5 protein-coding genes are annotated in these 13,164 nt (G+C 68.8%); 4 read left to right on the top strand and 1 reads right to left on the bottom strand.

The window, feature by feature from the left end; all coding sequences use genetic code 11:
• Positions 1–80: 80 nt before the first annotated feature.
• The gene (locus LVJ59_RS08670; protein ID WP_047522435.1) at positions 81–2,144 is read left to right on the top strand and encodes an acyl-CoA dehydrogenase; all 2,064 of its coding nucleotides are present in this window, start codon (positions 81–83) and stop codon (positions 2,142–2,144) included.
• Positions 2,145–2,567: 423 nt separating this feature from the next.
• A complete protein-coding gene (locus tag LVJ59_RS08665; RefSeq protein WP_131494493.1) occupies positions 2,568–3,137 on the top strand; it encodes a DNA-3-methyladenine glycosylase I in 570 nt (189 codons plus the stop codon).
• Between the two features lie 18 nt (positions 3,138–3,155).
• Here the strand turns inward: LVJ59_RS08665 and LVJ59_RS08660 are convergent, their stop codons facing one another.
• Positions 3,156–3,902 carry a GntR family transcriptional regulator gene (locus tag LVJ59_RS08660; RefSeq protein WP_227991958.1) on the bottom strand — a complete coding sequence of 249 codons (747 nt, stop codon included), beginning with the start codon at positions 3,900–3,902 and terminating at the stop codon, positions 3,156–3,158.
• 205 nt (positions 3,903–4,107) lie between these two features.
• On the opposite strand from LVJ59_RS08660, the gene LVJ59_RS08655 reads away from it, so the two are divergent.
• On the top strand, positions 4,108–6,900 hold the full coding sequence (locus LVJ59_RS08655; RefSeq protein ID WP_232762696.1) for a metallophosphoesterase: 2,793 nt from the start codon (positions 4,108–4,110) through the stop codon (positions 6,898–6,900).
• A gap of 202 nt (positions 6,901–7,102) precedes the next feature.
• Positions 7,103–13,156, top strand: coding sequence for an Ig-like domain-containing protein (locus tag LVJ59_RS08650; RefSeq protein WP_232762695.1), 6,054 nt, complete (start codon positions 7,103–7,105; stop codon positions 13,154–13,156).
• Positions 13,157–13,164 lie beyond the last annotated feature (8 nt).

The following is a 13,164-nucleotide window of genomic DNA, read 5'->3' as shown; positions in this document are numbered from 1 at the left end:
GGAGGATGCTTACAGAGGAGTTCCTCGACGTTTGTCGCAGACCTACCATGGTGTTCTCCCTACTTTCCTGGAGGAACCCCATGGTCGACGCTGCCGTCCGTCCTTCGACGACACCCGATGAATCACACGAGATCGCGGCCCCGCCGCAGATCGACGTCGCCCGAGTGAACGATGCCCTGATGGGCACGTGGGGTGACGTCCGCCGCCAGGCGCGCGAGATGATCAAGGATTCAGCGTTCTGGCGCAAGGATGAGCTCGGCAAAGACGAGCACCGCGAGCGCGTGCTCAGCCAGCTGCACCTGCTGGTCGAGAACAAGGCGGTGCACCGTGCGTTCCCCAAGTCGCTCGGCGGTGAGGAGAACAACGGCGCCAACATCGCCGGCTTCGAGGAGCTCGTGGTCGCCGACCCGAGTCTGCAGATCAAGTCCGGTGTGCAGTGGGGACTCTTCGGCTCCGCGATCCTCCAGCTGGGCACGAAGGAGCACCACGAGAAGTGGCTCCCCGGCGTGATGGACCTGTCGATCCCCGGTGCCTTCGCGATGACGGAGATCGGACACGGCTCCGACGTCGCCGCCGTCGGCACGACCGCGACGTACGACCCGGAGACCGAGGAGTTCGTCATCAACACCCCCTTCCGGGGCGCGACGAAGGAGTACCTGGGCAACGCCGCACTGCATGGCGTCGCGGCGACCGTGTTCGCTCAGCTCATCACGAACGGTGTCAACCACGGTGTGCACTGCTTCTACGTGCCGCTGCGCGGGGAGGACGGCAACGATCTCCCCGGTATCGGTCGCGAGGACGACGGACTCAAGGGGGGACTCAACGGCATCGACAACGGACGACTGTCGTTCGACCACGTGCGCATCCCGCGCACCAACCTCTTGAACCGCTATGGCGACGTCGCCGCCGACGGGACGTACTCCAGCGCGATCGACAGTCCCGGCCGCCGCTTCTTCACGATGCTCGGCACGCTCGTCCAGGGGCGCGTGTCCCTCGACGGCGCGGCCTCCTGGGCATCGGCGCTCGGCCTGCACATCGCGATCACCTACGCCACGCAGCGTCGTCAGTTCGACGGAGCAGACGGCCAGGAAGTCGTGCTGATGGACTACGGCAAGCACCAGCGCCGTCTGCTCCCGCGCCTGGCGACCACTTACGCGCAGATCTTCGCGCACGACGAGTTCCTGCAGAAGTTCGACGGCGTGTTCTCCGGCCGCACCGACACCCCGGCCGACCGGGAGGACCTCGAGACGCTCGCGGCCGCCCTCAAGCCGCTCTCGACCTGGCATGCGCTCGACACCTTGCAGGAGGCGCGCGAAGCCACCGGTGGGGCCGGCTTCATGTTCGAGAACCGTCTGGTCGGCCTTCGCCAGGACCTCGACATCTACGTCACGTTCGAGGGCGACAACAACGTCCTCCTGCAGCTGGTCGGCAAGCGCCTGCTCACCGATTACGCCAAGCAGTTCCAGGGCAAGGACGCGGCGGCGCTGGCGAAGTTCGCCGTCGGAATGACCGCGGGCAAGGTGTTCCACGGCGCGGGGCTCCGTCAGCTCGGACAGGCCGTCTCCGACTTCGGTCAGGTGAGTCGCTCGGTCGAGCGGGGGCTGCGCGAGGAGCAGCAGCACGACCTGCTCGCCGGGCGCGTGCAGCAGATGGTCGCCGACATCGCGGCTCGGCTGCGTCCGGGGGCGAAGGACAAGGTGCTCGGCGCGCGTCTGTTCAACGAGAACCAGGCGGAACTCATCGAAGCCGCTCGTGCGCACGGAGAGCTGTTGCAGTGGGAGGCGTTCACCGACGCCGTGCATCAGATGGACGACCCCGACACGAAGAAGGTCCTCACGTGGCTACGTGACCTCTTCGGGCTGCAGCTCATCGAGAAGCACCTCGCCTGGCACCTGATCAACGGACGCTTGTCGACCCAGCGCGCAGCGGCCGTGTCGAGCTACATCGACCGTCTGTGCGCGCGGCTGCGCCCGTACGCCCTCGACCTGGTCAACGCGTTCGGCTATGAGCCCGAGCATGTGCGTGCACCGATCGCGAGCGGCATCGAGAAGCAGCGTCAGGACGAGGCGCGTGCGTACTACGCCGACCTCGCGGCGACCGGGCAGGCTCCCATCCAGGAGAAGGCCCTGAAGAAGAAGCGCTGACCCCGCTCGCCCCCGCCCCCCTCGCCGTCGGGACCCCCTCTCCGTGTCGAGACCCCCGCTCCGTGTCGAGGCCCCCGCTCCGTGTCGGGACCCCCTCTGAGACACGCGAGTGAGAGGGGGTGCCGACGGTGGGCGGGGGCGTCGGCGGTGGATAGGTATGTGTGCGGTCGACGGTCCGCTCGCCTCGTCAGGCCTCTTGCCGTCGAGACCCCCTCTCCGTGTCGAGACCCCCTCTCCGTGTCGAGACCCCCTCTCCGTGTGGGACCCCCTCTGAGACACGCGAGTGGGCGGGGGTGCCGACGGTGGGTGGGGGTGTCGACGGAGACGGAGACGGAGACGGAGACGGGGACGCGGGGTCCGGGCGGCAGGCGGCAGGCGGCAGGCGCCCGTGGCGGTGTCGGTCCTGGCGGATAGCCTGAGCGGATGAGCTCTCTCCTCACCGGACCCGACGCCCGTGACCGCTGCGCCTGGGTGGGTGACGACGCCGAGTACCGCCGCTACCACGACGAGGAGTGGGGCACGCCGCTGCACGGCGACCGCGCGCTGTTCGAGAAGATGGCGCTCGAGGGCTTCCAGGCCGGACTGTCGTGGATCACGATCCTGCGCAAGCGGCCGCGGTTCCGTGAGGTCTTCGCGGGGTTCGAGCCCGAGATCGTCGCGGAGTTCGGCGAAGACGACGTCGAGCGCCTGATGGGAGACGCCGGAATCATCCGGAATCGCGCGAAGATCGAGGCGACCATCGGCAACGCCCAGCTGGTCCGCTCGATGGGAACAGGCGAGCTCGACGAGCTGATGTGGTCGTTCGCGCCGCCGGCATCCGGTACCCGACCGGCGTCGTTCAGCGATGTCCCCGCTGTCACGCCGGAGTCGACGGCGCTGAGCAAGGAGCTGCGACGACGAGGCTTCCGTTTCGTCGGTCCGACGACGATGTATGCGCTGATGCAGTCGGCGGGGATGGTCGACGACCACATCGCGGGATGCTGGCGCGCCTGATCATCGGAACCGCGAGGTTCAGCGTTCGCCGGTCTCCCGCGTGAGTGCGGAGCGCGCGTCGGAGGTGTTCTCGACCGCGAAACTGGCCATCGTCGGCAGGTAGCGGTCATCGGCGACCTCGACGAGGGAGCCGTCCTCGGCCCACGCCGTTCGCCGCACCCGCAGCAGCGGCGTCGACACCGAGACCGCGAGCGCCACGGCATCGAGGTCGTCCGCGGGGACGGCGTCGAAGACATGGCGTGCGCGGACGGGGGCGCATCCGTGCTCCTGCATCGTCTGGTAGATGCTCCCCGTATCGAGGTCGGCCGCCAACAGCAGCTTTCCGACGGCGAACGGGAATGCCGACCTCTCGAGCATCGCCGGCTCGTCGTCCAGCAGCCGCAACCGCACGATCTCCACGATCGCCGCCCCCGGTTCCACGCCGAGATCATCGGCGACGGTTTCCGATGCCGGACGCCGGGCGGCCTCGATGACCCGCTGTCCGGGGCGGCGTCCGATCGACCGCGCCCAGTCGGTGAACGAGACGAACGATTGGAAGGACTGCGTCGGCACGAGTCGCCGTACGCGCGGCGGTGCGCCCCGTCCGCCGTCGACGGCGCCCTCTGCGCGCAGGGTCGCCAGCGCCTGCCTGATCGGCCCCCGCGAGGTGCCGAACTCGGCGATCAGGGAGTGCTCGCTCGGCACCCGTTCGCCCTCGGGCCACTCACCGCTCCTGATGCGATCGCGCATCTGTTCGTACAGCTGCTCGTGCAGCGGTCTGCGCATTCGCGTCCTCGCTCCCGTTGTCATGACTTCTCGCTCCTCGACGCTGCCAGTCAGGCCCACTCTGCCTCATGTCGGTGAACACTTTGAGAATACTGCGGCAAAAAGTTGTCATGACTACTTTCGCTCCGCATGCTCAGAAGAGACCCGGAGATTCTCCACCCTGCCTCGGCCGAGATGTGCGGTCGACCAACTCCAAGGAAGAGACATGAGAACCAGACGCGGAATCGGTGCCCTTGCGGTGACGTGCGCCCTCACCCTGCTCGGCGGGATCGCGGCGACACCCGCGCTCGCCGCGGCCCCGCCGCTCGACGAAGGCTTCACCGATGCCACTGCGACGCAGCCGCCGGCGGGATGGTCGGTCGACAACACCAATGTCGACGGCATGCGCACCGAGTGGCAGGGCTGGTCGTTCCACACGCCGGCCGAGGTCGTGTCGGCGTGGGGGAACAGCGGAGACCGCGGTTCCTTCTCCCGCGCGGAGGGGATGACCGCGGTCGTGCACTCCGACGCGAACCGGCCGACGCAGGGGCGTTTCAGCTCGGTCCTGTGGGCTCCCGAGGTCGACCTCCAGAGCGGCGACGGGGCGGTGCGGGTGGTCTTCGACAGCCACTACAAGCAGGGACAGGCACCGCAGACCGCTCAGCTGGTGGCTCGGTTCGACGACGAAGCGCCCGTCGTGGTCGAGTCGTTCGCGCGGAACCGGCTCGACGAGCAGGTGGATGTCTCGATCCCGGTGCCGGCGGGAGTCGACGCCGTCACGGTGGGCTGGTCGTATGCCGAGAGCAGTAACAACTGGTTCTGGATGATCGACGACGTGCAGATCAGCGAGGCGCCACCGGCCGATTCGACACCGCGAATCCTCTCCGCGTCCAAGCCCGTCGCGACGGCGGGTGCGACAGTGCCGGTCACGATCGGCGGCCTCCGCCCCGGCCAGCAGCTGACCGCGACGTGGGGGGACTCCGCCACTCCGATCCCGGGTATCCCCGTGGCCGACGCCGCCGGGGAGACCTCGTTCTCCGTCACCCTGCCCGAAGACCTCGCCCCCGGCTACGTGGCGCTGTCGCTCGGAGGCGCCGGCATCGTCTCGACGTCGCTCGAGATCACGGTGCTCGCGGCAGGCGATCCGGACTCGGCGACCACCGAACCGCTGCTCTGGTTCGACGGCTTCGAGAAGGACACCTGGACCACGACGGGTGCGTGGTCGCTGTCGACTCTCGACAGCGTGGTCGGGCAGTACGGAACCGACCGCCGACACGCGTTCACCCGGGCCTCGGGACGGATCGCGGTGGCGGAAGCGACGGAGGGGGCGTTCTCGGGCACCCTGACATCGGCACCGATCGCCGTCACGGCGGGGGACACGCTCGAGGTGCGCCTCGACAGCCACTACCGCAAGCGCGGCGGACCACAGCAGGGATCGGTGACGGCCCTCTTCGACGACGGGACCGAGGCGGTGCTGCGCGAGCTCTCCGACGCGGATGAGGAGTCCGCGCGACTCCGTCTGCCGGTCGCGGTGCCCGCGGGCGCGTCGTCGATGAGCATTCGATTCGGGTTCGAGGCCGCGAGCGCCGCGGGGTCGTGGATGCTCGACGACGTGCAGGTGCTGCGCCCGCTCGCCCCGCTCGCCGAGGGGGTCGAGGCGGACGCGGTCGTCGACATCTTCAGCGACGTGCAAGGAGCGACGACCCGGCTGAGCCAGAACGTGCTTCCCGGGTTCCGTGCGATGCCGCAGGCGGCCGATGTGCTGGTGTCGAACGGCGATCTCGTCAGCACGGGGTCGACCGCCAACTACACCTCCTATCTGTCGGCGCTCGCCGCGGGGGGCGGGGGCGACTACGGCACGGTCGTCTCGACGATCGGCAACCACGAGTACTACGGCAGCGAAGGATCGGCGGTGTATCAGAAGCGCTTCCTCGACTCGACCGGTATGCGTGACGTCGGCGGGGAGGGCGGTCTGTGGGGAGAGGTCCTCGTCGACGGGCAGCTTCCCCTGATCTGGATCGGGAGCGAGTTCTACGACTACGCGGCGAAGACCGGTTCGGGCCCGTTCATCGACTTCAGCCAGGAGCAGTTCACCTGGCTGCGCGACCGGCTCGCGCACTGGCGTGCCCAGGACAAGCCGGTGCTGCTGTTCTCGCACCACCTGCTGCCTTACTCGGTATCGGGGTCGTACGCGCGGTTCTACAAGAACGACTACGGCCAGGAAGAGGCTCGCTTCGCCGCGCTCCTCGCGCAGAACCCGAACGTCATCATGTTCAACGGCCACACCCACTGGTCGCCGACGCTGAACGACTGGAGCGCCGAGCTACGGACGGATCCGAGCCTCGCCCATGCCCCGACGGTCGTGAACACCGGAGCGGTGACCACGATGTACGGGCCGAGCGGCGATTGGGAGGAGAAGGCCGTCGGCGGTGCCGATCCGGTCGGACTGCGCGCCGCGCTGTACGACGACCGCGTGCGGGTCACGGTGTACTCCTTCTCCTCCACCGGTGCGACGGAGATCAAGCACATCGACGTCCCACGGCCGACGGCGGCGCCGGTCGATCCCGTCGATCCCGTCGATCCCGCCCTGGAACTGAGCACGCAGAGCGTCGCAGCGGGCGGTCGGGTCACGATCGCGGCCACCGGATTCCCTGCCGGCACCGAGGTCGAGATCGAGCTGCGCTCCACACCGGTGAGGGTGGGCGTGGCGACCGCCGACGCCGACGGGGCGTTCCGCACGACCGTCACGATCCCCTCGACGACGCCAGCGGGTGCCCACACGCTGGCGGCGATCCTGCCGGACGGGACCGAGGTCACCGCCCCGATTACCGTCACAGGCGCGGGTGAGGGGCAGGGTGGCGTCGCGCCGGGCTCCGGCGGTGGGGCGGATGCACCGTCGACCGACGGGGGACTCGCGGCCACCGGCGGTGAGCCCGGCTGGTTCCTCCTCGGCGGCGGCCTGCTGCTCGTGGCGCTCGGCGGATTCCTCCTCGCCCGGAGGCGCCGCGCGGGCAGCTGAGAGCGTTCCGTTCCCCCTATCGCCGGGGCGGCGCCGAGGTCGACTCGACGCCGCTCCGGCGATGGGTACTACTCCCCATCGAGCGGTTCTCGGGCACGCGGTTAGGATGAACGGGTGCGTCGTCGGCCAGACGGGCCCGCGCACGAGTGATCACAGAGTGTCACCCTGGGGGGGGAAACCGGGAATGAAGGCGTTGTCATGGATGCGCGCGCGACCGAAGACGCTGGCGTCCGCGGCGGGTGTCACGGTCGGGGTCATCGCCCTCACCACGATGGCCTTCACGTATGAAGGCTTCCCGACCACCAAGGTCGACCTGAACGACGGCGGCGTCTGGATCACCAAGACCTCGAGCCTGCTCGTCGGGCACTTCAACAACGAGTCCACGGTCCTCGACGGCGGTCTGCGCACCACGAGCGAGAACTACGACATCCTCCAGGCCGCGGCGAACGTGCTCGTCGTCGACGAGAGTGCATCGACCGTGACGGCGATCGACCCGGCACGGGTCTCGCTCGGAGACTCGGCGATCATCCCCTCCACCGCCAAGGTCGCGATGGGGGCGAACACGGCCGCGATCCTGGATGAGAAGTCCGGAGATCTCTGGGTCGTCCCGGTGAAGGGCATCGCGTCGTTCGAGATCGAGGCGGCGGAACCCGTCGCCGAGCTGGGCGAGAACGCCGACGTCACCGTCGCCGACGACGGCACGGTGTTCGCACTCTCCGCCGAGCGCGGCGAGGTCGTGACCGTTCCCGTCGACAACGAAGGTGCGCCGCGGGACACCTCCACGGCTTCGGTCGGCGAGGTCGATGCGGCCGCGAAGCCGACGATCACCGCCGTGGGTCGCACACCCGTGGTGTTCGACGAGGCGGCGGGCGTCGTCACGACCCCGGGCGGCTTCCGCACAGAGGTCCCGGGCGCCAAGGACGCCGTGCTGCAACAGGCGTCCGCCGCGAACGACGCGGTCGCGATCGCCACCCCGTCCGCTCTGGTGCGTGTGCCGCTCGACGGCAGCGACCCCGAAGAGACCTCGGCCGGTAGCGCGGGTACCGCCGCCGCACCGGTCTGGCTCCGCGGCTGCACCTACGGTGCCTGGGCGGGTTCGGCGACCTTCATCCGGGAATGCCCCGGCGATTCCAACGACGTGAACTCCCCGATCGAGGGAGCAGAGGATTCCGCGAACCTGACCTTCCGCGTGAACCGGGACGTGATCATCCTCAACGATGCCGTCGGCGGTGCCGCCTGGATGGCCAACGAGAGCCTGCAGCGCGTCGACAACTGGAACGACCTGACTCCGCCCGAGGGCGAGACGGAGAACGAGGAGGACTCGACCGAGGAGACCGTCGAGACCACCCTTCCGGAGCGCAGCGAGCAGAACACCCCGCCGATCGCGGAGGACGACTCCTACGGCGTGCGGCCGGGTGCCACGACGCTGCTCCCCGTGCTCGACAACGACAACGACCCCGACGGGGATGTGCTCGTCGCGGCCCTCGCCGAGGCGCAGCCCGCGATCGGCACCGTCCAGCCGATCAACAACGGCGGCTCGCTCCAGATCGCCGTCGAAGAGAAGGCCTCCGGTACCGCGAGTTTCACCTATGAGGTCGACGACGGGCGCGGAGGCAAAGACACGGCCGTCGTGTCGCTCGCCGTGCACGACTGGAACGAGAACGGCGCTCCGACGCCCAAGCGCAAGACCGCGCTCGCCGTGGAGACCGGCGGCACGATCTCGTACAACATCCTCCCCGACTGGATCGACCCCGACGGCGACGACATCTATCTGAAGGAGGTGATCGCGGCTCCCGGCGACGAGGTCGACTTCAGCAAGGACGGTCAGATCACCTACAAGGCCACCGCCAGCCTGCAAGGACGCAAAGACGTGCAGGTGACCGTGGCGGACGCCTTCGGAAAGCTGGGCACGTCGACGATCGCGCTCGATGTCCGGCCGCAGGGCTCGACCAACCCGAAGACCAACGCCGACCACGTCATCACCAAGGTGGGCGAACAGGTCACCATCGCGCCGACGGCGAACGACACGAGCACCTCCCGCGAGCCGCTGCGCCTCAGCCGGGTCCTCGACACCCCGGGCGCGACGATCATCCCGAACACCCCGAACAAGACCTTCTCCTTCATGGCGGAGAAGGCCGGGGTCTACTACGTGCAGTACCAGGTCACCACCGGGCCCAAGAACGGCGAGGGTCTCGTCCGCGTCGACGTGATGCCCGAATCGGAGACCGACCTCCCGCCGGTCGCCGTTCGTGACGTCGCGCTCCTGCCCACCGGCGGCGATGTGCTGCTCGGCGTGCTCAACAACGACACCGATCCCGGCGGGGGGATCCTCGTGGTGCAGTCGGTGTCGCTGGAGCCGAACAGCGGGATCTCGGTCTCGGTGCTCAACCACGAGACGCTGCGCATCACCGATCAGGGAGCGCTCGAGGAGCAGGTGCGGATCAAGTACCGGATCTCGAACGGCTCGAAGTCGGCCGAGGGTGAGGTCGTGGTGATTCCCATCCCCGCGCCGGACGAACTCCTCCAGCCGATCGCCAACCCGGATACAGCGACCGTGCGCGCCGGCGATGTGGTCACGATCCCGGTGCTCGACAACGACACGCATCCCAGCGACGACGTCATGCACCTCGAGCCGGAGCTCATCGAGCCCTTCGTCGACCCGGAAGACGGCGAGGCGTTCGTCTCGCAGGACGCGGTGCGCTTCAAAGCGGGCCCGGAGGCCAAGACGGTGTACCTCACCTATGAGGTCGTCGACTCGCGCCAGCAGAAGGCCGCCGGCTACGTCACCATCCAGATCCTGCCGATCGACGAGGAGAAGAACGCCGCTCCGCGTCCTCAAGACCTCGTGGCGCGCACGCTCGCCGGCACCGAGGTGAACATCGCGGTGCCGCTGGACGGCATCGACACCGACGGCGACTCCGTGGAGCTGGTCGGCCTCGATTCGAGCCCGAGCAAGGGACGGGTGCTCAACGGGCCGAACTACTTCACGTACGAGGCGTTCGACGGGGCGTCCGGCGTCGACGTGTTCAAGTACCGCGTGCGCGATCGACTCGGCAAGGAGGGCGTCGCCACGATCCGCGTCGGCATCGCCCCCGCGGAGGAGATCAACCAGCCGCCGTATGCGGTGAAGGATGCCGTGGTCGTGCGACCGGGGCGTGAGATCGCCGTCCCCGTACTCGCGAACGACTCCGATCCCGAGGGCGACAAGGTCTCCCTCGTCAAGGACGGGCTCGAGCTTCCGGAGGGGTTGGATGCGCGGGTCTCCGGTGACCGCGTGCTCGTTCAGGCACCCGACGCGCCCACCGAGACCTCGCTGCAGTACACCGTGTCGGATTCCCGCGGGGCGACGGCGATGGCGACCCTGCAGATCACGGTCGATGAAGACGTTCCCCTGCAAGCTCCCGTCGCGCGCGACGACCGACTGCAGCCCGCGGATCTGAAGGACGGCGGACTGACCGCGGACCTTGACATCCTGGCCAACGACGAAGACCCGGACGGCACGACCGACCGGCTCACGGTCGACGTCGGCGAAGGCGGCACACGGCTCGAGAACGGAAAGGTGCGCGTCACCGTCACGGACGAGCTGCAGTTGATCCGGTACACCCTCACCGACCGCGACGACCTGCAGGCGTCGGCGTTCATCTTCGTCCCCTCGCGGGCAGACCTTCGCCCGACGCTCACGTCGACGAAGCCGCTCGAAGTGGTCAGCGGCGAGACCGAGATCCTGCCGCTGTCGAAGTACGTGACGGTGGCGGGCGGCGGCGACGTCGTCATCACCGAGAAGGCGAAGATCAGCGCGAGCCACGCCGACGGCGCAGATCTCCTTCAAGATGCGAAGACGCTGGTCTACACGTCGGCCGACGGCTACTTCGGGCCCGACGCGCTCACGTTCGAGGTCACGGACGGCGATGGGCCCGACGACCCGGAGGGGCGCAAGGCCACGCTCAGCATCCCGATCAACGTGCTGCCCCCGGAGAACCAGCAGCCCACGTTCGTCCAGGGACAGGTCAACGTCGCGCCCGGTGAATCGGCGGTCGCGCTGGACCTCGCCGCGCTGACCGACGACCCCGACCCCGAAGACAAGGGGAAGCACGACTACGCACTCGTCGGCGGCGAGGGCAAGGGTGTCTCCGCGCGGGTCGACGGCGACGAACTCCGCGTGGAAGCGTCGTCGAACGCCAAGAAGGGGACGACGGTCACGCTGAAGCTCCGCGTGTCGGACGGCACGACCGAGCCGGTGGAGGGCACCGTCACCGTCCTCGTCACGGCATCGACCCGTCCCATGCCCGCGGCCAACACCGACACCATCGCCGAAGCGGATGCAGGCGAGACCATCACGGTCCCCGCTCTCGCCAACGACTTCAACCCGTTCCCCGAGACCCCGCTGAAGATCGTGTCCGCGGTGACCGAGTCCGGCGGCGGCGAGGTCGGCTTCACCGACGACCAGGTGACCATCACCCCGTCGAAGTCGTTCGTGGGCACGCTCGTCGTCCGCTATCGCATCCAGGACGCGACGGAGGACCCCGATCGGGAGGTCAACGGACAGATCGTCGTCACGGTGCAGGACGTTCCGGACGCGCCCGGGGTTCCGGTCATCGCGAGCGTGCAGGACCGCACGGTCGTGGTGTCGTTCTCCGCGCCGTCGAACAACGGCGCCGAGATCACGAAGTACACCGTGAGGTCCGTGGGCGGGAACCCGTACACCAAGGAGTGCCAGTCCACGACGTGCACGCTCGACGGCCTCACCAACAATGTGGAATACACGTTCCAGGTGACCGCGACCAACCGTGTGGGCGAGTCGCAGCCCTCCGCGGCCTCCGCCCCGGCGCGGCCCGATGCGCGTCCCGACACACCGAACCCGCCCACCCTCGTGTTCGGGGACAAGTCCCTCAAGGTGGCCTGGAAGACGCCGAGCACCCCGGGCTCACCGGTCGAGCGGTACACGCTCGAGATCTCGCCCGCGCCGCCGTCCGGCGTCACGCAGAAGGAGGTCACGGGTAACTCCACCACGTGGGAGGGGCTCGAGAACGGCTCGGACTACCAGGTGCGGGTCCAGGCGCACAACAGGGCGCCCGACCCCTCCAGCTGGAGCGGCTGGTCTGCGTCCGAGATCCCGGCCGGCCCGCCGAAGGCTCCCGCCGCGCCCACGACGACTGAACTCTCCCCGGTCGGCGACCAGGCGCAGATGCAGGTGAACTGGGTCGCGCCTGACAACAACGGTGACGCCATCCGCGGGTACCGTCTCGAGGTCCTTCAAGGCGGCCAGGTCGTGAGCACGCTGACGCCCGGTCCGGAGGCGCGGAGCCAGGCCATCCAGGTCCAGCCCTCCCAGACCCCGTACACGTACCGCATCCAGGCCTACAACAAGGCCGAGTGGGGCGAGATGAGTGCGCCGTCGGCCCCGCGCCGCGGGGTCATCCCGCCGGGAGCGCCGACGGGCCTGAAGGTCACTGACGGGGATCGCAGTCTCACCCTCGCCTTCAACGCCGGTTCCAGCGGTGGGGCGGCGAGCAACGAGATCAGCTACCAGTACCGTCTGAACGGCGGCGGATGGTCGGGCCTCCCCGGCAACCAGAAGATCGGTGGACTGACCAACGGAACCTCCTACAGTGTCGAGGTGCGCGCCGTCGCGAGCGTCAGCGGCTCCACGTATGCGGGAGCCGCATCGAAGTCGGCGAGCGGCAAGCCGTACGGTAAGCCGCACGCCCCGTCGGTGAGTGCCAACGGGCTGACGACCCAGGTGCGTCTGAACTGGAACGCCAACGGTTCCGACAACGGACGACCCATCGAGAACGTGCAGATCAGCATCGATGGCGGCGGCTGGCAGAACGTCAGCAAGACCGGCTCGACCGACGTCGGGAACGGGCACAGCCAGACGCACTCGATCCGCGCCCGCGCGCAGGACTCGACGGGCGCGTGGTCCGATCCCAGCGGGACCGCATCCGCGACCTCCTCGCCCCCGCCGCAGCCCCGTGCCTGGGTGACGAGAGGCACGGCCGGGAACTGGCCAGGGCAGTGCACCGACGGCACGTGCGCGAAGTTCGTCATCAACACCTCGAACTTCCCTGCCGGGAGGTACCAGGTCTGGTGCAACAGCAATGCGCCACTCGCAGGGCCGAAGTTCGCGGGCGGCTCGAGCTGGAACATCCCCGCCAACGGCTCCATCGAGATCGGCTGCTTCCACGGCGCGGGTGGCCGTGGCTACGAGGTGTGGGTCACGATCGGCAACACCGACTACGAACGCCGTGCCTGGTAGCGGCGCCC

The sequence above is a fragment of the Microbacterium sp. KKR3/1 genome, assembly GCF_021272365.1.
Classification (GTDB): domain Bacteria; phylum Actinomycetota; class Actinomycetes; order Actinomycetales; family Microbacteriaceae; genus Microbacterium; species Microbacterium aurugineum.
This window is presented reverse-complemented; position numbering and strand designations above follow the sequence as displayed.

What these genes read in the sequence shown, in the direction of transcription:
- LVJ59_RS08670 (WP_047522435.1), top strand. Translation starts at nt 81, where the DNA reads ATGGTCGACGCTGCCGTCCGTCCTTCGACGACACCCGATGAATCACAC.
- LVJ59_RS08660 (WP_227991958.1), bottom strand. Translation starts at nt 3,902, where the DNA reads ATGCGCAGACCGCTGCACGAGCAGCTGTACGAACAGATGCGCGATCGC.
- LVJ59_RS08650 (WP_232762695.1), top strand. Translation starts at nt 7,103, where the DNA reads ATGCGCGCGCGACCGAAGACGCTGGCGTCCGCGGCGGGTGTCACGGTC.
- LVJ59_RS08655 (WP_232762696.1), top strand. Translation starts at nt 4,108, where the DNA reads ATGAGAACCAGACGCGGAATCGGTGCCCTTGCGGTGACGTGCGCCCTC.
- LVJ59_RS08665 (WP_131494493.1), top strand. Translation starts at nt 2,568, where the DNA reads ATGAGCTCTCTCCTCACCGGACCCGACGCCCGTGACCGCTGCGCCTGG.